Source organism: Burkholderia cepacia ATCC 25416 (assembly GCF_001411495.1).
GTDB lineage: Bacteria > Pseudomonadota > Gammaproteobacteria > Burkholderiales > Burkholderiaceae > Burkholderia > Burkholderia cepacia.
This window is the reverse complement of sequence record NZ_CP012981.1, coordinates 1,463,906-1,483,938: the sequence shown is the minus strand read 5'-3', so window position 1 is coordinate 1,483,938 and position 20,033 is coordinate 1,463,906. Positions and strand designations below refer to the sequence as shown.

General features: G+C 68.7%; 19 protein-coding genes. 6 read left to right on the top strand and 13 right to left on the bottom strand.

Features of this window, described 5'->3' with window-relative positions:
- Nucleotides 1-54: 54 nt before the first annotated feature.
- A complete protein-coding gene (locus APZ15_RS06805; protein ID WP_021159282.1) occupies nt 55-1,377 on the bottom strand; it encodes a C4-dicarboxylate transporter DctA in 1,323 nt (440 codons plus the stop codon).
- Between the two features lie 213 nt (nt 1,378-1,590).
- On the opposite strand from APZ15_RS06805, the gene APZ15_RS06800 reads away from it, so the two are divergent.
- Nucleotides 1,591-2,313 (top strand): FadR/GntR family transcriptional regulator, encoded by a 723-nt coding sequence (locus tag APZ15_RS06800; RefSeq protein ID WP_021159281.1) that lies wholly within the window; start codon nt 1,591-1,593, stop codon nt 2,311-2,313.
- A gap of 45 nt (nt 2,314-2,358) precedes the next feature.
- Here the strand turns inward: APZ15_RS06800 and cynR are convergent, their stop codons facing one another.
- Nucleotides 2,359-3,249 carry a transcriptional regulator CynR gene (gene cynR / locus APZ15_RS06795; RefSeq protein ID WP_027788392.1) on the bottom strand — a complete coding sequence of 297 codons (891 nt, stop codon included), beginning with the start codon at nt 3,247-3,249 and terminating at the stop codon, nt 2,359-2,361.
- Nucleotides 3,250-3,562: 313 nt separating this feature from the next.
- Between cynR and APZ15_RS06790 the strand changes: the two genes are divergently transcribed.
- Nucleotides 3,563-4,762 (top strand): MFS transporter, encoded by a 1,200-nt coding sequence (locus tag APZ15_RS06790; protein ID WP_027788393.1) that lies wholly within the window; start codon nt 3,563-3,565, stop codon nt 4,760-4,762.
- Nucleotides 4,763-4,867: 105 nt separating this feature from the next.
- On the opposite strand, the gene APZ15_RS06785 is transcribed toward APZ15_RS06790, so the two are convergent.
- The 4 genes from APZ15_RS06785 to APZ15_RS06770 form a co-directional block, all read right to left on the bottom strand.
- Nucleotides 4,868-5,926, bottom strand: a complete 1,059-nt coding sequence (locus APZ15_RS06785; protein ID WP_027788394.1) for an L-idonate 5-dehydrogenase — start codon at nt 5,924-5,926, stop codon at nt 4,868-4,870.
- A gap of 10 nt (nt 5,927-5,936) precedes the next feature.
- Nucleotides 5,937-6,893: a 2-hydroxyacid dehydrogenase gene (locus tag APZ15_RS06780; RefSeq protein WP_027788395.1), complete on the bottom strand. Its 957-nt coding sequence runs from the start codon at nt 6,891-6,893 to the stop codon at nt 5,937-5,939.
- 69 nt (nt 6,894-6,962) lie between these two features.
- Entirely contained in the window at nt 6,963-8,411 is a 1,449-nt protein-coding gene (locus APZ15_RS06775; protein WP_027788396.1) for an MFS transporter, read from the bottom strand.
- Nucleotides 8,412-8,564: 153 nt separating this feature from the next.
- The gene (locus tag APZ15_RS06770; protein ID WP_027788397.1) at nt 8,565-9,338 is read right to left on the bottom strand and encodes an SDR family NAD(P)-dependent oxidoreductase; all 774 of its coding nucleotides are present in this window, start codon (nt 9,336-9,338) and stop codon (nt 8,565-8,567) included.
- Nucleotides 9,339-9,489: 151 nt separating this feature from the next.
- On the opposite strand from APZ15_RS06770, the gene APZ15_RS06765 reads away from it, so the two are divergent.
- Nucleotides 9,490-10,380: a LysR family transcriptional regulator gene (locus APZ15_RS06765; RefSeq protein WP_027788398.1), complete on the top strand. Its 891-nt coding sequence runs from the start codon at nt 9,490-9,492 to the stop codon at nt 10,378-10,380.
- A gap of 75 nt (nt 10,381-10,455) precedes the next feature.
- On the opposite strand, the gene gap is transcribed toward APZ15_RS06765, so the two are convergent.
- Both gap and tkt read right to left on the bottom strand, forming a co-directional pair.
- Nucleotides 10,456-11,466 carry a type I glyceraldehyde-3-phosphate dehydrogenase gene (gap, locus tag APZ15_RS06760; RefSeq protein ID WP_006485712.1) on the bottom strand — a complete coding sequence of 337 codons (1,011 nt, stop codon included), beginning with the start codon at nt 11,464-11,466 and terminating at the stop codon, nt 10,456-10,458.
- A gap of 86 nt (nt 11,467-11,552) precedes the next feature.
- The gene (gene tkt, locus APZ15_RS06755) at nt 11,553-13,580 is read right to left on the bottom strand and encodes a transketolase (RefSeq protein ID WP_049098284.1); all 2,028 of its coding nucleotides are present in this window, start codon (nt 13,578-13,580) and stop codon (nt 11,553-11,555) included.
- A gap of 259 nt (nt 13,581-13,839) precedes the next feature.
- Here tkt and speE point away from each other — a divergent pair, with 259 nt between their 5' ends.
- The 3 genes from speE (at nt 13,840) to APZ15_RS06740 (ending at nt 16,058) form a co-directional block, all read left to right on the top strand.
- Nucleotides 13,840-14,697: a polyamine aminopropyltransferase gene (speE, locus tag APZ15_RS06750; RefSeq protein WP_027788400.1), complete on the top strand. Its 858-nt coding sequence runs from the start codon at nt 13,840-13,842 to the stop codon at nt 14,695-14,697.
- Nucleotides 14,698-14,856: 159 nt separating this feature from the next.
- Nucleotides 14,857-15,273, top strand: a complete 417-nt coding sequence (locus APZ15_RS06745) for a VOC family protein (RefSeq protein WP_021159271.1) — start codon at nt 14,857-14,859, stop codon at nt 15,271-15,273.
- A 17-nt stretch (nt 15,274-15,290) separates the two neighbouring features.
- Nucleotides 15,291-16,058 (top strand): 16S rRNA (uracil(1498)-N(3))-methyltransferase, encoded by a 768-nt coding sequence (locus APZ15_RS06740; RefSeq protein WP_027788401.1) that lies wholly within the window; start codon nt 15,291-15,293, stop codon nt 16,056-16,058.
- 57 nt (nt 16,059-16,115) lie between these two features.
- Here the strand turns inward: APZ15_RS06740 and APZ15_RS06735 are convergent, their stop codons facing one another.
- The 5 genes from APZ15_RS06735 to APZ15_RS06715 form a co-directional block, all read right to left on the bottom strand.
- Nucleotides 16,116-16,946 carry a hypothetical protein gene (locus APZ15_RS06735; RefSeq protein WP_027788402.1) on the bottom strand — a complete coding sequence of 277 codons (831 nt, stop codon included), beginning with the start codon at nt 16,944-16,946 and terminating at the stop codon, nt 16,116-16,118.
- A 62-nt stretch (nt 16,947-17,008) separates the two neighbouring features.
- A complete protein-coding gene (locus APZ15_RS06730) occupies nt 17,009-17,764 on the bottom strand; it encodes a hypothetical protein (protein ID WP_226153329.1) in 756 nt (251 codons plus the stop codon).
- Nucleotides 17,765-17,799: 35 nt separating this feature from the next.
- The gene (locus APZ15_RS06725) at nt 17,800-18,537 is read right to left on the bottom strand and encodes a hypothetical protein (RefSeq protein ID WP_027788404.1); all 738 of its coding nucleotides are present in this window, start codon (nt 18,535-18,537) and stop codon (nt 17,800-17,802) included.
- Nucleotides 18,538-18,752: 215 nt separating this feature from the next.
- The gene (locus tag APZ15_RS06720) at nt 18,753-19,316 is read right to left on the bottom strand and encodes a barstar family protein (RefSeq protein ID WP_021159266.1); all 564 of its coding nucleotides are present in this window, start codon (nt 19,314-19,316) and stop codon (nt 18,753-18,755) included.
- A gap of 16 nt (nt 19,317-19,332) precedes the next feature.
- Entirely contained in the window at nt 19,333-19,764 is a 432-nt protein-coding gene (locus APZ15_RS06715; RefSeq protein WP_027788405.1) for a guanyl-specific ribonuclease, read from the bottom strand.
- Between the last annotated feature and the right edge of the window lie 269 nt (nt 19,765-20,033).

Genomic DNA, 20,033 nt, shown 5'->3' with positions numbered 1-20,033 from the left:
GAATGCCAGGTGCGCGGGGCGGCCCGGGGCAAGGCCGCCCGCGCGGGGTCGCGCTCAGAGCGCGTGAGCCTGATCGCCGGCGACCGGCGCCGTGCGGTCTTCCTCTTCGGCCGGCACGTAGCGCAGCTCGCGGTTCAGCACGCGCTTCGCGCGGGCCCGGTCGATGTCGTTCTCCCACACCGCGACGACCACCGTCGCGACGCAGTTGCCGATCAGGTTGGTCAGCGCACGGGCGATGCCGACGAACCAGTCGACCGGCAGGATCAGCACGAGGCCGAGCACGGGAATCGCGGGGATCGCCGACAGCGTCGCCGCGAGGATCACGATCGCCGAGCCCGGGATCCCGTGCGCGCCCTTCGACGTGACGAGCGACACGAGCAGCACGACGATCAGGTCGTGCGTCGACAGCGGCGTGTTGGTGGCCTGCGCGATGAACAGCACGGCGAGCGTCAGGTAGATCGAGAAGCCGTCGAGGTTGAACGAATAGCCGGTCGGGATCACGAGGCCGACCGTCGAATCCTTCACGCCCATGTATTCGAGCTTGCGCATCACCTGCGGCAGCACCGCGTCCGACGACGCCGTGCCGAGCACGATCGACAGTTCCTCGCGCAGGTAGCGGATCAGCTTGAACACCGAGAAGCCCGCGAGCCGCATCACCACGCCGAGCACGACCGTGACGAACACGAAGCAGCTCAGGTAGAACACCGCGACCAGGTAACCAAGCTGCTTGAGCGACGCGACGCCGTACTTGCCGGTCGTGAACGCGATCGCGCCGAGCACGCCGAGCGGCGCGAGCTTGATGATGAAGCCGATGATCCGGAAGAACACGTGCGACAGCTCCTCGATCAGCGAGTTGACGCGTTGCGCCTTGTCGCCGAGCAGCGACAGCGCGGAACCGAACAGCACCGCGAACACGAGGATCTGCAGGATGTCGCCCTTCGCGAACGCGTCGATCGCGGTCTCGGGGATGATCTTCATCAGGTAGCCGGCCGTGTCCTTCAGGCTCTCGGCGTTCTTCGCGTACGACGCGAGCGACGACGCGTCGAGCGAGCGCAGGTCGATGTTCATCCCGACGCCCGGGCGCGTGACCCACGCGAGCACGAGGCCGATGCCGAGCGCGAGCGTCGTCATCACCTCGAAGTAGATGACGGCCTTCAGGCCGACCCGGCCGACCTTCTTCAGGTCGCCCGCGTTCGCCATCCCGCTGACCACGACGCAGAACACGATCGGCCCGATCACCATCTTGATGAGCTTCAGGAAGCCGTCGCCGAGCGGTCGCAGCGACTCGGCAAAATGCGGGAAGAACGCGCCTAGCGCGATCCCCAGGATCAATGCGACGACTACCCGGCCAAACAGCGAATTGAGGAATTTCGACACGGCGCTCTCCCGATCCAACGGTTGCAGTTTCGTCTGTTCATACTGGTAAGACCAGTGATGTTATGGTCGATAGTAGGAAGCCGATATAGTGGCGTCAAGGACGGACAAAATAGGGATTTCCCACCCCCTCCCCACCCGCCTGACACGCACCGGACAGGGGCAGATCGTGGCTTTCCCGTAGGGCGTCCATGCACCGCCTGCGTGCGGATTACAATGCCGGTCAGACCGGCCAAAGTTCACCTCATGAAAAACGTTCCGCATACCGTGACCGACGCCGCCATCGCGACGATCCGCGACCGGATCGAGGCAGGCGTGTATCCGGTCGGCAGCCTGCTGCCGGCCCAGCGCCAGCTCTCCGAGGAGCTGGAGATCAGCCGCGCGTCGCTGCGCGAGGCGCTGTCGACGCTCGAGGCGCTCGGGATGCTGCGCATCCGCGCGGGCAAGGGCGTGTATGTCGAAAGCGCGCAGGCCACGGCCGCCCATGCGTGGCGGTTCGCCGAGCAGTCGTCGCCGCCCGATACCTACCAGATGCGCTACGCGCTCGAAGGATTCGCCGCGCGAATGGCCGCGCACGTCGTCACCGACGACGACATCGCGTGGTTCGAGGACAATCTCGCCGACCTGCACGTCGCGCTCACCGAAAGCGAGCTCGACGCGGCATCGCAGCTCGACTTCGACTTCCACATGCGGATCATCCATCTCGCGGGCAACGCGGCGATCGAATCGATCCTGCGCAGCAGCGCCGACATCATGAAGGAAAGCCAGCGCATGCCGTTCTACCGGCGCGAGCTGCTGCTGTCGACGTGGACCGAGCACCGCGCGATCGTCGACGCGCTGATCGCACGCGATGCGGCCGCCGCGGGCACCGCGATCGAAACGCACATCGCGAACGCCGCGCAGCGCGCGGGCATCTTCTTCCCGACACCGCGCACCTGACGGCCCGGGCGGCCGCGCGCCGCGCGCGCCGCCCCGTCGTACCGGTCAACCTCCCGACGGATCCCGATACGCGAGCGCACGCTCGATGAACGCGCGCGCCGCGACGCTGCGGTACGCGCCCTTGCGTGTCAGCAGCGCCGCCGTGCGCGCGGGCAGCGGCGGATCGATCTCCAGCGCGCACAGGTCGGCACTCTCGCGCGCGACCGCGTCGGGCAGCACCGTCGCGAGCCGGCCGCACCGCACGAGCTCCAGCACCGCGCTGACCGTATTCGTCTCGATCGCGATCTTCGGCCTCGCGCCGTGCTCGATGAAATAGCGGTCGATGCTCTCGCGCGTCGCGAACGCGCGGCTCAGCAGCACCAGCGGCTCGCCGCCGAGCTCGGCCGGCGTCAGCGCGCGGCGCCGCCGCGCAAGACGGTGCGTGCGGCCCGTCACGAGCGCGAGCGGCTCGTCCCACAGCGGCAGTGCGTCGACGTCCGGCGCCCGCGGCGGCATGAACGCGAAGCCCGCGTCGAGCCGGTCGTCGGCGAGCAGCGCCTCGATGCGTTCCTGCGGCATCGCGTCGATCGTCAGCGCGACGTTCGGATAGTCGGCATGGAACGCGTCGATCAGCGAGCCGCTCAGGTAGGCCGCGAAGGTCGGCATCATCGCGAGCCGCAACGACCCGCCGCCGAGGCCGGCGACGTCGTGCAGCGCGCGCTGCCCCGTATCGAGTTCGTGCAGCGCGGCGCGCGCGTGGCGCGCATAGACCTCGCCGAACTCGGTGAGCTGCACCGTGCGGCCCGAGCGGTCGAACAGCTGCACGCCGAGCGTTTCCTCGAGCTGGCGGACCTGCTGCGACAGCGTCGGCTGCGACACGTGCAGCGCGTCGGCCGCGCGCGTGAAACTGCGCTGCTCGGCGACGGCCAGGAAATAGCGGATGTGGCGGAGTAGCATGGCGGCCGACGTATTGGTTTTACCAATGAAGAGCATAACGATCCAGTCTTGGACGCTATGGTTCGATTCCCGCATCATACGCACATCCGTTCCGGCGCATCGCACCTGCTTTGCGCATCGGAACGGCCCGCCCGGGCCCGCCTGCCTGCGCCCGCCGCACGACGATCCGCCGCCCGCCCGATCCGGGCCCGGCCGCGATCCGCCCGGCGCGCATCGGTTCACCGCCGATCCGTTGATGCCGGCCCCGATTTCCGTCACCCCGCGCAGCCGACAGCCCCCGTGCCGCCGGCCGGCGCCGCTGTTTTTCGCGACCATGGAACCGCATCAAGACAACCATCCTCCCCTGACCCGCGGCATGACGCTGCTGTTCGCGTGCGCGTGCGGCATCGTCATCGGCAACATCTATTACGCGCAGCCGCTGCTCGCCGCGATCGCGCACAGCTTCGGCCGCGCGCCGACCGAACTCGGCTATCTCGTCACGCTGACGCAGCTCGGTTATGCGGCGAGCCTGCTGCTGATCGTCCCGCTCGGCGACGCGGTCAACCGCCACACGCTGATCGTGCGGCTGCTGATGCTCAACGTCGTCGCGCTGGCCGCGGTCACGTTCAGCACGAACTTCACGATGTTCGTCGTCGCGAACGTCGCGGTCGGCTTCGTCACCTGTTCGACGCAGCTGCTGGTGCCGTTCGCGGCGTCGCTCGCCGACGCGCGCTCGCGCGGCCGCGCGGTCGGCACCGTGATGAGCGGGCTGCTGCTCGGCATCCTGCTCGCGCGCGTCGCGGCCGGTGCGATCGCCGACGGGTTCGGCTGGCGGGCCGTGTACGGCATCGCCGCGGTGATGGTGCTCGCGCTGACGGCCGTGCTCGCCGTGAAGCTGCCGAAGGATCGCCGCGACGCGCGCCTCGACTATGCGGCGCTGATGAAGTCGCTCGTCGCGCTGGTGCGCGCGCAACCGCTGATCGCGCTGCGCTCCGCCTACGGCGCGCTCGTGTTCGCGTGCTTCAGCCTGCTGTGGACGGGCCTCACGTTCCTGCTGAGCCAGCCGCCGTACAGCTATTCCGAAGGGCAGATCGGCCTGTTCGGCGTCGTCGGCGCGGTAGGCGCGCTCGCGGCGACGTCGGCCGGCCGGCTGGTCGATCGCGGACACGGCAATGCCGCGACGGGCTTGTTCGCGGCGGCCGTGCTCGCGTCGTTCGCGCTGATCGCGACCGGCGCGCACTCGCTGGCGGCGCTGATCGCGGGCATCCTGCTGCTCGACGTCGGCGTGCAGGGCGTCCACATCTCGAACCAGAGCGTGATCTATGCGCTGGCCGGCAACGCGCGCAGCCGCGTGACGACGATCTACCTGACAAGCTACTTCATCGGCGGCGCGCTCGGGTCGTTCGCGGCGAGCGTCGCGTACGGCATCGACGGCTGGCGCGGCGTGTGCATCGCGGGCGCGGCGCTCGCGGGCGTGCTGGTCGTGTTGTGGCTCGCGTCGCAGCGCGCCGGCGCGCGGCAGGTCACGCAGTAATTCAGCGGGGCGTTTTCTCGTCACCATGAAAAAGGGCACGCCCCGCGAAGCGCGGGCGTGCCCTTTTCACGATCGCGTCGAGACAGTCGCGCCAGTGCGTGACCGTCACGCAGCTTCGTCGACGAAATCGATCAGCACCTTCATCGCACGCTGCCGGTCGCCGGCCAGTTCGAACGCGAGGTTCGCGTCGCGCATCGGGAACACGCGCGTGACGGCCGGCCGCAGGTCGACGCGCCCCGCGTTGATGAGCTGCACCGCGAGCGCGAATTCCGCGTGAAAGCGGAACGAACCGCAAATCGACAGCTCCTTCGCGACCACGACGTTCTGCGGCAGGCTGACGTCGCCGCCGAGCCCGAGCTGCACGACGACCCCGCGCGGACGCATCACGTCCAGCCCGTCGCGCAGCGCGCGCGCATTGCCCGAACACTCGATCATCACGTCGAACGTGCCCTTGCCGGCGCTGTAGCGCTCGACCCATCCGGCGTCGGCCGCCGCGTTGATCGTGCGGTCGGCGCCGAGCGCGCTCGCCACTTCCAGCGGCGCCTCGACGACGTCAGTCGCGACGATCTCCGCCGCGCCGTGCACGCGCGCCGCCGCGACGGCGAGCACGCCGATCGGCCCGCAGCCCGACACGAGCACGCGCTTGCCGATCAGCGGGCCCGCGCGCGACACCGCATGCAGCCCGACCGCGAACGGTTCGGCGAGCGCCGCGAGCGACATCGGCACGTGATCGGCAACCTTCACGCACTGCACCGCGTCGCACACGAGCGCGTTGCGGAATGCGCCCTGCACGTGCGGCATCCGCATCGCGCTGCCGTAGAAGCGCATGTCGAGGCACTGGTTCGGCAGCCCTTCGAGGCAGTAGCGGCACGCACCGCACGGCCGGCTCGGATTGACCGCGACGCGATCGCCGACCTTCACCGACGTCACGTCCGGCGCGACTTCCGCGACCGTGCCGGCGACCTCGTGGCCGAGCACCATCGGCTGCTGCAGCCGGATCGCACCGAAGCCGCCGTGCCGGAAGTAATGGAGATCGGAGCCGCAGATGCCGCCCATCGCGACCTCGACGCGCACCTGACCCGGGCCGATCTCGCCCGCGTCCTGTTCTTCCACCCGCAGGTCGTTCGGCCCGTGGATCACGACACACATGCAACGCATACGCATGACAGCCTCCTCAGACGACCGGCGTGACCAGCGGCGCGCCGGCGAAGTGCTCGGCAAGGTTGTCGCGCACCAGCCAGCCCATCGCCTGGCGCGTCTCGATCGTGCCGCTCGCATGGTGCGGCTGCAGCAGCACGTTCGGCAACGCGAGGAAACGCGGGTCGATGCGCGGCTCGTTCCAGAACACGTCGAGCGCCGCACCGGCGATCGCACCGCGCTCGAGCGCGTCGAGCAGCGCGGGTTCGTCGACGGTCGTGCCGCGCGACACGTTCACCAGATAGCCTTGCGGCCCGAGCGCGTCGAGCACGGCGGCGCCGACGAGGTGACGCGTCGCCGGCCCGCCCGCGAGCGTGACGATCAGCAGGTCGCACCAGCCGGCCAGCTCGGCGAGGTCGCCGAAGAAGCGGTGCGGGCTGTCCGCGCGCGGCGCGACGTCGAAGTAACCGAGCTCGACGTCGAAGCCCGACAGCCGGCGCGCGATCGTCGAGCCGATCCGGCCGAAGCCGACCACGCCGACGCGCTTGCCGTACAGCCGCGTGACGAGCGGCATGTCGCCGTCGCGCCAGGCGCCGGAACGCACGTACGCGTCGCCGGCGCCGATGCGGCGCATCATCGCGAGCGCGAGCCCGACGCCGAGGTCGGCCACGTCGCCGGTCAGCACGTCGGGCGTGTTCGTCACGCGGATGCCGCGCTCGCGCGCGGCGGCCAAGTCGATCGCATCGGTGCCGACGCCGTAGCACGCGATGATCTCGAGCTTCGGCAGCGCGGCGATCAGCGCGGCATTCGCGCCGAGATCGCCGCGCGTCGCGATCGCGCGCACGCCGGCGCCGTGTTCGGCGAGGAACGCCGCGCGGTCGGCGGCTTCCCACAGCCGGTGGACGTCATAGCCTGCCGACAGCCATGCGTCGTCCCACGGCTGGTAAGGGCCCGTCATCAGCAGTTCGGGCCGCTGGGTCGATTCGTGCGCCATCTGCGCTTGCTCCTGTCGAGATAAGTTGAATGCGAAGGCAGGCCGGGCCGCGTCAGCCGCCCGACCCGTTCATGCGTGCCGCGCGAGCGCATCGGCGCCCGGGGCCTGCGCCACCTGTGCCGCGTCGAGCGGATCGTCGAGATCGCGGTTCAGCGTTTCGGGCATCCGCGACGTCGTGAACAGCGTGATCAGCGTCAGCAGCACCAGGTACGCGGCGATCGGCACCCAGGCGCGCACGCCGGCCGCGTGATCGCCGCCGTGCAGCGCGATCACGGTCGCGATGATCGTCGCGCCGACGAGCGGCGCAATCCCGCCCGCGAGCACAGCCGACACTTCGCGCGAGAACGACACGCCCATGTAGCGATGCCGCGCGCCGAACAGTTCGGGCAGCAGCGCGGCCTGCGCGCCGAGCATCCCCCAGTTCGCGAAGCCCTGCGCGACCGAGATCGCGATCACGCTCGCGACCACGTTCCCCTGGCTGAAGATCCACCACACCGGGAACGCGAGCGCGAGCTGCAGCCACGCGAACGTGCGATACACGCGCACGCGGCCGAAGCGGTCGCTGAGCCGGCCCGCCAGCGGCACCGTACACGCGCCGACGGTCGCCGCGCACACCAGCGCGAGCGCGCCGATCGGCCCCTTCATGCCGATCACGCCCGCGAGATAGCTGACGGCGAGTGCCTGGTAGATCGACGAGCCGCCGTTCTCGGCCATCCGCAGGCCGATGCCGATCAGCAGCGAGCGCTTCGAATGCTGCACGGCGCTCTTCAGCGGATTCGCCAATACCTGCGCACGCTTCTCGAGCCGCACGAAGGTCGGCGACTCGTGCAGCCGCACGCGCATGTAGATCCCGACCGCGACGATCACCGCGCTGAACAGGAACGGCACGCGCCAGCCCCAGCCGTCGGTGACGCGGTCGAGGTTCGCGAGCAGCAGGAAATAGACCGCGGCCGCCAGCACCGTGCCGAGCTGGATGCCCAGGAACGGCAGCGACGCATAGAAGCCGCGCTTGCCGGGCGGCGCGTATTCGGTCATCAGCACCGCGGCGCCGGCCTGCTCGGCTCCGGCACCGAGGCCCTGCAGGATGCGCAGCAGCACGAGCAGCCCGGGGGCCCAGTAGCCCGCCGTTTCGAAGGTCGGCAGTACGCCGATCAGCGTGCTCGCGACGCCCATCAGCAGCACCGTCGCCGTCAGCACGAACTTGCGGCCGATCCGGTCGCCGAGCACGCCGAACACGACCCCGCCGAGCGGGCGCACCGCAAAGCCGACGAAGTAGGTGCCGAAGCTCGCGATCAGCCGCGTCTCGGCGGTCTGCGCGGGAAAGAACAGCGGCCCAAAAACCAGCGCCGATGCGAGCGTGTACAACGCGAAATCGTAGTATTCGAGCGCGCTGCCGAGCGAGCAGGTCCATGCCGCGCGGTTGAGCTGCTTCGCGTCGACGCCGCGGCGCTCGACGGTCTCGCCCGGCGCACCGGACCCTGCATCGTGCCGCGCGGGCGGCGGGGAAATGCGATCCATCGTTGTCTCCTGTCTCCTGCCTTCCGTTCCGGAACCCGGCGCGTACCGCGACCGGGACATCGGCCCGCTCGTGCGGCGGGCTCTTCTGGGAATTCGGATGCCGGCCGCGGCCGGCGCAACGGCGCTGCGCGCATGGCGCGCTCGCGCCGCCGCTCAGACGGCGCTGGTCAGGCCGCCGTCGACGAACAGCGTCTGGCCGTTCACGAAATCGGACGCGGCCGATGCGAGGAAGATCGCCGCCCCGCACAGCTCGTCGACGCGCCCCCAGCGGCCGGCCGGCGTGCGCTTGCACAGCCAGTCCGAGAACGCGGCGTCGTCGACCAGCGCGCGGTTGAGTTCGGTTTCGAAATAGCCGGGCGCGAGGCCGTTCGCCTGGATGCCGTGGCGCGCCCAGTCGGCGCACATCCCTTTGGTCAGCATCCGCACCGCGCCCTTGGTCGCGGCATACGGCGCGATCGTCGGCCGCGCGAGCTCGCTCTGCACCGAGCAGATGTTGATGATCTTCCCGCGGCCGCGCGCGATCATGTGCCGCGCCACCGCCTGCGCGACGTTGAACACGCCGTCGAGGTTCACGCGCATCAGCGCCTGCCAGTCGTCGGGTTCGAATGCGTCGAGCGGCGCGCGGCGCTGGATGCCGGCGTTGTTCACGAGGATGTCGATTGCGCCGACGCGCGCCTCGAAATCGTCGATCGCCGCACGCACCTGCGCGTGCTCGGCGACGTCGAATACCGCGTAGTCGGCCGTGAAGCCTTCCTCGCGCAGATGCCGCACGAGCGTCGCGGCCTTCTCCTCATTGCGATCGTTGATGACGATCGCCGCGCCGGCTTCGGCCAGCCCGCGGGCAAGCGTCAGCCCGATCCCGCGTCCGGAACCGGTAATCAGTGCGCGGCGGCCGTCGAGTCGGAACCGTTCAAGCGCGTGGGTCATGCGTGTCTCCTCGTGCCAGTCGAGCCGGCGGCCCATCGCGGCCGGTCTCGCGTTGACGGTATCTTCGGCCGCCGGCCGGGCACCGCGCCAATGGTCTTTTTTGATCCGGTTATCATGAAATCTGATTACCGCTCACGCCTGCCCGCCGCCCATGGAACTCAAGCAATTGCGCGCCTTCGTCACGCTCGCGGAAGAACTGCATTTCGGGCGCGCCGCGCAGCGCCTGTTCATCGTGCAGCCCGCGCTGAGCATGCAGATCAAGGCGCTCGAGGAAGAACTCGGCGCACGCCTGTTCGAGCGCGACCGCCACAAGGTCGAACTGAGCGATACCGGGCGCGTGTTCCTGCCCGAGGCGCGTGCCACGCTGCAGCAGGCCGCGCGCGCGGAACAGATGGCGCGGCTGTCGAGCCGCGGCGAAATCGGCACGCTGCGGATAGCGTTCGTGTCGTCGGTGCTGCCCGCGCTGCTGCCGGCCGTGCTGCGCACGATGCGCGAGCGTTATCCGCTGATCACGCTCGAACTGAAGGACATGCCGACGCCCGACCAGGTCGCCGCGCTGCGCGACCGGCGGATCGATTTCGGGATGATCCGGCTGCCGGCCGCGTATGCGGGCATCGACACGCGCGTGGTGCTCGAGGAAGGCTTCGTCGTCGCGCTGCCGCTCGACCATCCGCTCGCCGCGCACGACGCCATCCCGCCGGCCGCGCTGCGCGGCCAGCCCGCGTTCGTGCTCGCGCGCCGCTACGCGCCGGGCTTTCACGACGACATGCTGCTCGCGCTGAGCCGCGCGGGCACGACGCTCGAGATCGCACAGGAGTTCGGGGAGTTCACGACGATGCTCGCGCTCGTCGCGGCGGGGATGGGAATCGGGCTGATGCCGGCGGAGGCTGCCAGCGCGCTGCCGCCGAACGTGCTCGCGCGGCCGCTCGACCTGGCAGGGCACCGCACCGGTATCGGCCTCGCGTGGACCGATCTCGACAGCCCACTGAAGCGTGCGTTCGTCGACGCGCTCGAACACGTGACGGCGAACGCCGGGCAATAAAAAACCCGGCCGGAAAACCGGGCCGGGCTCGTTCGCCACGCCGGCCGCCTTGCGGCGGCCGCGCAACGTACGGGATTACTTCGCGTTCGCGAATGCGACAGCCGTATCCAGCATGCGGTTCGAGAAACCCCACTCGTTGTCGTACCAGCTCGACACCTTCACGAGGCGGCCCGACACCTTGGTCAGCGTTGCGTCGAACGTCGACGAAGCCGGGTTGTGGTTGAAGTCGATCGACACCAGCGGTGCGTCGTTGTAGCCGAGGATGCCCTTCAGCGCGCCTTCCGATGCTTCCTTCATGATCGCGTTGACTTCCTCGACCGTCGTGTCGCGCTTCGCGATGAACGACAGGTCGACGATCGACACGTTGATCGTCGGGACGCGGATCGCGTAACCGTCGAGCTTGCCGTTCAGTTCCGGCAGCACGAGGCCGACGGCCGAAGCGGCGCCCGTCTTCGTCGGGATCTGGCTGTGGGTAGCCGAACGCGCGCGGCGGAGGTCTTCGTGATAGACGTCCGTCAGCACCTGGTCGTTGGTGTAAGCGTGGATCGTCGTCATCAGGCCGGTTTCGAGGCCGATCTTGTCGTTCAGCGGCTTGACGAGCGGCGCGAGGCAGTTCGTCGTGCACGATGCGTTCGAGATGACGGTGTGCTCGGCCTTCAGCACGTCGTGGTTCACGCCGTAGACGATCGTCGCGTCGACGTCCTTGCCGCCCGGTGCCGAGATGATGACCTTCTTCGCGCCGCCCTTCAGGTGCGCGCTCGCCTTTTCCTTCGTCGTGAAGAAGCCCGTGCATTCCATCACGACGTCGACGCCCAGCTCGCCCCACGGCAGTTCTGCCGGGTTGCGGTTCGCCAGCACGCGGATCTTGTCGCCGTTCACGACGAGGTAATCGCCGTCGACCGACACTTCGCCCGGGAACTTGCCGTGCGCGGTGTCGTACTGGGTCAGGTGCGCGTTGGTCTTCGCATCGCCCAGGTCGTTGATCGCGACGATCTCGAGATCGTGCTTCTTGCCGTTTTCATAGAACGCGCGCAGCGTGTTGCGGCCGATACGGCCGTAGCCGTTGATTGCGACGCGAATCGTCATGGTCTATCTCCTGATGGCTGAAAAAATTCGTTTCGTGCAGCTTCACGTGCGACGCGCGCGAGGGGCGGCGCGCGTCGCGTATGTCTTTAGGCCAGCACGGCCTTGGCGGTCTCGACGACGTGCTCGACGGTGAAGCCGAAGTACTTGAACAGTACGCCGGCCGGTGCCGATTCGCCGAACGTGTCGATCCCGACGACGCCGCCTTCGAGGCCGACGTACTTGTGCCAGAACGCGGTCACGCCCGCTTCGATCGCGACACGGCGCACGCCGTGCGGCAGCACGCGTTCACGGTATTCGGCGTCCTGGCGGTCGAACACGTTGGTCGACGGCATCGACACGACGCGTGCCGCGATGCCTTGCTGCGCGAGCGGCTCGACGGCCTTCATCGCGAGTTCGACTTCCGAGCCCGTCGCGATCAGGATGATCTTGCGCGCGACGATCTCTTCGTCCCAGTCCTTCAGCACGTAGCCGCCCTTGTCGATGTTCGCGATCTGCGCATCGGTACGCGGGTTGAATGCCAGGTTCTGGCGGCTGAAGATCAGGCTCGACGGACGGTCGGCGGCGACCGCGTGGGTCCACGCGACGGCCGTCTCGACCGTGTCGGCCGGACGCCACACGTCGTGGTTCGGGATCAGGCGCAGGCTCGACACGTGCTCGATCGACTGGTGCGTCGGACCGTCTTCGCCGAGGCCGATCGAATCGTGCGTGAACACGAAGATCGACGGCACCTTCATCAGCGCGGCCACGCGCAGCGCGTTGCGGCTGTAGTCGGAGAACGTCAGGAACGTGCCGCCGAACGGCTTGTGGCCGCCGTGCAGCGCGAGGCCGTTGATCGCGGCGCTCATGCCGAATTCGCGCACGCCGTAGTTGATGTGGTTGCCCAGCACGACGCCCGGGCCTTCCGGATTCGCGCGGACGGCCTTCGACGCCTTCCAGTTGGTCAGGTTCGAGCCGGTCAGGTCGGCCGAGCCGCCGAGCAGCTCCGGCAGCGCGGCAGCCAGCCCTTCGATCGCCTGCTGCGACGCCTTGCGGGTCGCAACCGTCTCGGCGCGCTCGTTCGCGCCGGCGATGATCGCCGCGGCCTTTTCAGCCCAGTCGGCCGGCAGCTTGTTGGCCATCCGGCGCTCGAATTCGGCGGCTTCTGCCGGGAACTTCGCGCGATAGGCGGCGAACGTCGCGTCCCATTCGGTTTCGGCGCGCTTGCCCGCTTCCTTCGCATCCCATGCCGCGTAGACTTCCTGCGGGATCACGAACGGCTCCCACTTCCAGCCGAGCGCTTCGCGCGTCTTCGCGATTTCTTCCGCGCCGAGCGCCGCGCCGTGCACGTCGTGGCCGCCGGCCTTGGTCGCCGCGCCCTGGCCGATCACCGTCTTGCAGCAGATCAGCGTCGGCTTGTCCGACAGCTTCGCCTTCGCGATGGCCGCGTCGACCGCGTCGACGTCATGGCCGTTCACGTTCGGGATCACGTTCCAGCCGTAGGCTTCGAAGCGCTTCGGGGTGTCGTCGTGGAACCAGTTCACGACGTCGCCGTCGATCGAGATGCCGTTGTCGTCGTACAGCGCGATCAGCTTGTTCAGCTTCAGCGTGCCGGCGAGCGAGCAGGCTTCGTGCGAGATGCCTTCCATCAGGCAGCCGTCGCCGAGGAACACGTACGTGTGGTGATCGACGATCTTCGCGCCGTCACGGTTGAACTCGTCGGCCATCAGCGCTTCGCCGAGCGCCATGCCGACCGCGTTCGCGAGACCCTGGCCGAGCGGGCCGGTGGTCGTCTCGACGCCCGGCGTGATGCCGTATTCCGGGTGGCCCGGCGTCTTCGAGTGCAGCTGGCGGAAGTTCTTCAGCTCTTCCATCGGCAGGTCGTAGCCGGTCAGGTGCAGCAGCGAGTACAGCAGCATCGAGCCATGGCCGTTCGACAGCACGAAGCGGTCGCGGTCCGCCCAGTGCGGGTTCGTCGGGTTGTGCTTCAGGTGGCGCGACCAGAGCGCGACGCCGATTTCGGCCATGCCCATCGGCATGCCGGGGTGGCCGGAGTTCGCTTGCTGGACGGCGTCCATCGCGAGCGCGCGGATCGCGTTGGCCATCAGGGTGGTGGAGGCGGGAGACGAAGTCGTCATGTCGAGTCCGGAGAACGAGTCGAGGAAACGGGGCACGGCGGCATCCGGAAGCTCGGGCGTCGATCGTTCCCGGCGCGCGGTGCGGCGCCTGACGGACGCGAAGCGGACGGAGCCTACGGACGAGGCTGCAAAGCTCGTCATTTTAACAGATGGCCTGACATTTCCCTTGTCGGCGCGTAGTGTTCCGGCACGGTTTTCCGTCAAACCGCCCGCCTCCTATAATTCAGACGTCGGAACTCCCTGCCCTGGCGGCCCGCCCGTGAGCACGACCCTTCTCTTTCATCCCACGCCCGACGCCGCGTACGGCTTCCCGAACGCCCGTCGGCTCGCGCACGTCGCGTCGCCGCACCAGCAGATCGAAGTCTGGGAAACGCCGCAGCTCGGCCGCCTGTTTACGCTCGACGGCCGGCCGATGACGTCGGTCGGCGACGAATACGTGTATCACGAGTGCATGACGCACCCGGCCGCGCTCGCGCATCCGTGCCCGAGGAAGGCGCTCGTGCTCGGCGGCGGCGACGGCGGCGCGGCGCGCCAGTTGCTCAAGCACGCATGCATCGAGCGGATCGTCGTCGCGGAGCTCGACGACGAGGTGGTCGGCATGGCACGTCGTTATCTCGACGACGTACACCAGGGCGCGCTCGACGATCCGCGCGTCGAGGTCGTGATCGGCGACGCCGCGCATTTCGTCACGTCGACCGTCGAGCACTTCGATCTCGTCGTGTTCGACCTCACGCCGCCCGATTCGCCGGCGGCCGGCCTCTATACGCGCGAGTTCTACGCGCGACTCAAGCGGATCCTCACGCCGTGCGGCGCGATCTCGATGCACCTCGGCTCGCCGCTGTTCCACACGGCGCGCATCGCCGCGCTGCTCGACGACCTGCGCGCGAGCTTCTCGGTCGTCGATCCGTTGTCCGCGCACGTGCCGCTGTACGGCTCGCAGTGGCTGATGGCGATCGCGAGCGACACGCTCGACGCGGCCGCGCTGTTCGCGCACGACGTCGACGAGCGGCTCGCCGCCCGCCGCGTCCAGGGTTTGCGCTACTACGACGCCCGGCTGCATGCGTCCCTCTTTGCCCTGCCGCGCGCGCTGCGCGATACACTGGGCGTTCGCCGCTGAGCGTCGGCGCGGCGCCTCGCTCCGCTTTCCCGTCGTGTCTTCGCAAAATGCGTGACGTGCGGCACGGGGCGAGCCGCCCCGGACGCCGCGCCGCCCCCTGAACGAACGCCGAAGCATGGAATCAGCGCAAGCGCCGAAGCGCCCACACAGGAGATTTTCATGACCGATCCACGTCCGGCCAACGTGCCTTGGTTGACACCCTACCTGGCCGTACGCAACGCGCGCGCGGCCATCGATTTCTTCAAGGCCGCATTCGGCTTCGAGCTGCGCGACGTGCACGACGAGGACGGCGCGATCATGCACGTCGAGATGGCCTACCGCGGCCAGCTGATCGTGATGTTCGCGCCCGAGGGTGCGTTCGGCTCGACCGCACTCACGCCGAAGAGCGCGAACGCCACCGCGCCGCAGTCGTTCTACCTGTATGTCGACGACGTCGACGCCACCTGGCAGCGCGCGCTCGACGCGGGCGCGAAATCGCTGAGCCCGCCGCAGGACCAGTTCTGGGGCGACCGGTTCGCGCAGATCGAGGATCTCGACGGCTACCGATGGGCGCTCGGGCGCCGTCTCGACGCATGACCCCAACCGCTACACGCATGAACGAAGCCACCACCACCGCGGCCGTGCCGCGCTTTTTCGTCGACGCGGCACTGCGCGCCGACGCCACGCTCGCGTTGCCGGCCGATGTCGCGCGCCACGCGCAGGTGCTGCGCCTGCAGCCCGGCGACGTGCTCGCGCTGTTCGACGGCACCGGCGGCCAGTACCGCGCGCGGCTCGTCGAGATCGACAAGCGCAGCGCGCTCGCGCAGATCGACACGTTCGACCCGGCCGAAGCCGAGCCGCCTTATCGCGTGACGCTCGCACAAGGCATCGCCGGCGGCGACAAGATGGACTGGGTGATCGAGAAAGCCGTCGAGCTCGGCGTTGCCGCGGTCGTGCCGCTGTCGACCGCGCGCGGCGTCGTGAAGCTCGCCGGCGAGCGCGCGGACAAGCGCGTCGCGCACTGGCGCGGCGTCGTGCGCGCGTCGTGCGAACAATGCGGGCGCAACCGCGTGCCCGACGTCGCGCAGATCGCCGGCTTCAACGCGTGGCTCGATACGCTGCCGGCCGCACCGGCCGACGGCGAGCTGCGGCTGCTGCTGTCGCCGCGCGCGAGCATCCCGTTCGCGTCGCTGCCCGACGCGCCGCCTGCGGCAACCGTCACGCTGCTGATCGGGCCGGAAGGCGGGCTGTCGCCCGACGAGGAAAACGCGGCCCGCGCACGCGGGTTCACCGCGCTGTCGCTCGGGCCCCGCGTGCTGCGCACCGAGACGGCCGGCGCGGCCGTGCTCGCCGCGCTCGCGGCGCGCTGGGGCGGGTGGTGATCGCGAGGCGCGGCCGGGCACGCCCCGCGGCATGACGCCGGCGCACGGCGACGCGTGTCAGCGCGCCGCGCTGAACGGCTCGATGTCGATGACGGGGGAAGTCTGGAGCGCGGATGCCAGCGCGTCGAGGTTGTCCGCATCGAGCGCGAGCGTCGGCCCGGTGATCCGCAGTTTGCGCGCCGGCGGCGTCGCCCGGATCGCCGTGATCAGCGGGCCGCGATAGCGCAGGTTCATCATCATCTGCACCGCCTGCACGATGCTGACCGATCGGCCGCCCTGCTGGAACGTGGCCGCGTCCACCGTGTCGTTCCAGCCCTGGATGAAGCCGCCGGCGTCGATCCGCGTGTTCAGGTCGATCCACCGCTGCTTCTTCGCGTCCGCGCTGTCGTCCGACGCCCGCAGCGCGTCGGACGCGCGGCTCACGTCGGCATCGTGCTTCGCGCGCCATGCCATGTAGCCGAGCGCGAACACCATGTTGTCCGGCAGGATGTCGTCGTCCTGCACGACGTCGAACAGGCGCCGCGGCGCCTGTTGCGCGACGAACGCCGGCGTCAGGATCCACACGCTCCCGTTGCGCAACGCGCCGGTCGTCCTGCCGAGCGCGGGCTCGCCGCTGTCGACCGCGATGCGCGTCAGCAGGCCGGCGTCGACCAGTTCGTCCAGTTGCGCCGCCAGCGCCGGCGACGCGTGAATCGCGGCGGCCACCGCCGCGTACTGGTCCGGTGTCGAGCGCGTGCGCAGATCGGCGAGCAGCCGCTCGACGGCCGCGTGCGCCGCCGGCGAAACCGGCAGCGCGACCGGCTCGGCGGCGTTGTCGCCCGCCACAGCCGCTCCGCACATCGAAACGGCCACCGCGACAACCAGCATCCCTCGCGTGAGGATCTTCATCGTTCACTCCCCGTTCGAATGCACGGCATGCCGGCCATGTGCAGCGGCCGGGATCGCGTCGCTTACTTGTCGGCTTCTCCGCCCGCCGAGCCGATCGGCCCCAGCAACGCATCAACCAGCGGCGACAGCACGTCACCCGGAGAACCCGTGAGCCAGCCCTTCTCGTTCGTGCCGTAGAGATCGACCTGCCCCGTCACGGGGCGGCCCATCGGTGCCTCGTCGTAGACGCGCGCCATGCCCGAGAAAAACGCGGCGAGGAAGGCCGTCCGGGCCTTGTCGGTCTTCAGGCGCGGGTTGCCCAGCTTCTCCTTCAGCGCCTTTACGCCGGGCTCCACGTCGACGACATGGCACGAAAAATCGACCGTCGCGATCGATTCGCCCGCCACGTACTCGTTCGGCTTCTGCGTCGAGCCGGTCGCCTTGCATTCGGAACGGGCCAGCACATGCTGATACGACGTGATCGACGCGCTGATCGGTTCGCGCAATGCCGCGCGAGACCTGGTCGGCATCTTCGACAGCAGCGCGGCGATCATGTTGTCGCGCATCGTGTCGCCGAGCTTCGGGATCGCCGCGACGTCGAGTGCGTCCTTGCCGTCGAAGCGCGTGCGCATGGCATCGTTGAACTGCGCCGCCTTGGCGACGTCGCCGTTGACGAAGGTGCCGAGATACAGATCGGTGGTCTGCTCGGGCGTCAGCACCGCCGCGTGCGCGGCACCGCCCGCGACGAGCGCGGACAGCACGGCCGCGCGCGTCGCGCGGAACAACGGAAAACGCGCGCCGCGGCGCGCATGAAGGGAAACGTCCATCGGTCGGGTCATGTCGGTATCGAATCGATCGGGCCGGCGCGGCAGCCTCATTGCTGGCTGGCGGCGACCGCCGCGACAACCGGGCCGGACAGCGCATCGACGACGGGCTTCAGCAGGCTTTCGGGGCTGTCGGTCGTCCAGCCCTTGCTGTCCGAACCGACCATCTCCACCTGCCCCTTGATGCGCCGGCTGACCGGGGCGTCGTTGAACGCGCGCGCCACGTCCGTGAACGTCGTCCTGACAGCCGCGAAGCGCTGCTGGTCGGTTTTCGCGTTCGCGCGCGCTTTCGTGGCCGCGTCGCCCGGCGGCGTGACGTCGGCCACCTTGCACTCGAAACTGACCGTGGCGCGTTCCTGCCCCTTCCCGCCTGCACCCGGCGTGCGCTTGACGCCGGTGACGTTGCATTGCGATCGCCGCAACGCGCCCGTGTACGCGACCAGCATCGAGTCGAGCGACGGCGCCAGCGCTTCGCGCGCGGATTCCGACATCAATGCCAGCGTCTGCCCGAGCATCTGTTCGCGCATGTCGCCGTACATGTCGGCCGGCAGCAGCATGTTCCGGGCCTCCTTCGGATCGGCTGTCTCGCGCACCGTGTCGTTGAATTGCTCGACCTTCGCCGCGTCGTTGTTGACGATGGCGCCCAGATAAACGTCGACGGTCTGTTCGGGTGTGAGCGCCGCGGCCTGCGCGGCAAGCGGGATGCCGAGCGACAGCGCACACGCGGCCAGCGCGCGGACGAGCGGGCGACGCGCACGGGCGCGCGCCACGAATCGGGTAGCGGTCATGGGAAAACGGCCCTCTCTCGAATGATTGGAGTTGTGCGCCCGGCGCGGCGGCCGCGGCCGGGCTGACCGATTGTCGCGGAAAAAGGTGCGCGATGAAAGGCTTTTGTCGGGCCGGGCGCGGCGCGTGCAGCGCATCGCGCGCGGACGCAAAAAAGCCCGCTCGAAGCGGGCTTTGGGCGGGTGTTTCGCCGGATCGGCCGTTGGCCGACCCGTGCTTACGCGAACGAGTAGAACACGCGGAACGCGACCTTGCGCTCGGCCCAGAATTCGGCCGCCTCGCGGAACACGTCGAGCAGCGTCTCGCGCCCTTCCTTGTCGAATTTCTGCGCGATCGGCAGCCCTTCGAGGACGATCACGAAACCGGGCTGCGCGCCGGCCTTCGCGACGAGGTCGGTCAGGCAGTCGTACAGCGCGTCGTAGTTCTTCCCGAAATGTTTCGGGAACAGGAACGATGTCGCGATCGTTTCCATCACTTCCTGCTTCGACTGCGCGGCGCCGCAATATGCATACAGGAAATGCTGGCCGAGCCGGCCGGCTTCGTCGGCAAGATCCTGCACGCGGAACGCGCGGATCGACTGCACGAGATTGGGTCGCACGGTCGTGAAAAGGCTCATAGGCTCCTCGTTCGATGAAAGCCCGGGCTCGGCTTCCTGTTGCTCCGGCGTGCCGCCGGCCTGCGCCGCCGCGTGCAGTTGAATCACGCGCTGAAACAGGTTGCCGTCGCCGGCCGCGAACAGTTCCGCCGCCGCCGTTTCGTGCGCGTAGATGGAGTCGCTCATGCCATTCGTCCCGAAGTCATTCAACAATACGTTTAAAACTGTTGTAGTGGTCGCCCGTGTAATAACAGTTGTCGATCCGGCGCAACGGCCCGCCACAGACGATCCGGCGCGCGCCGCGATTGCGGGCACGCGGCATCGGTACCGTGTACTCATGGTAGTAGCCGCGCTTCGCTTTTGGCAGGATCCGCTCGCGGTTGCCAAACACGACGCCGTCTTTCTCGTACGGATAGGGGCCGCCGGCGCCGATCAGGCCCAGCGTGGTCACGGCCTCGCGCGGAAGACTGGCGGTCGGGATCGTATCGAGCCCGCTCGCCGCGACGTCGGCCGGAACGGCCTCCCGTGCGTAAGCGGCGGAAACCAGACTGCCCGTCGGCGTGCCGACGATACCCATCGCGAACATCGCGAAGACGGACGCGAGCGCGCCGTTGCGGAGCCACTTGCGTGCCATGAACCAGGGTTCCCGCTGTTAAATCAAGTAGTTGACGACCAACAAAGGCGTTAGCGTAGCGTTATTGGCCGCGCGAATCAATGTCCGTTTGGGAATCGAAAGCATCGCGATGTCCGGAATTACGCATTTTTTACCGAAATCACACTACATTTATCTTACACAGGATAAAATAAAGGCGGCATCTCTCGTACGGCAAGACCTGCCTCCTTGCCGCGCTCGCTACCAGGAGTGGAGAGATGCTGCTGTTGCCTTGAGGGAAGCGCGTTTGC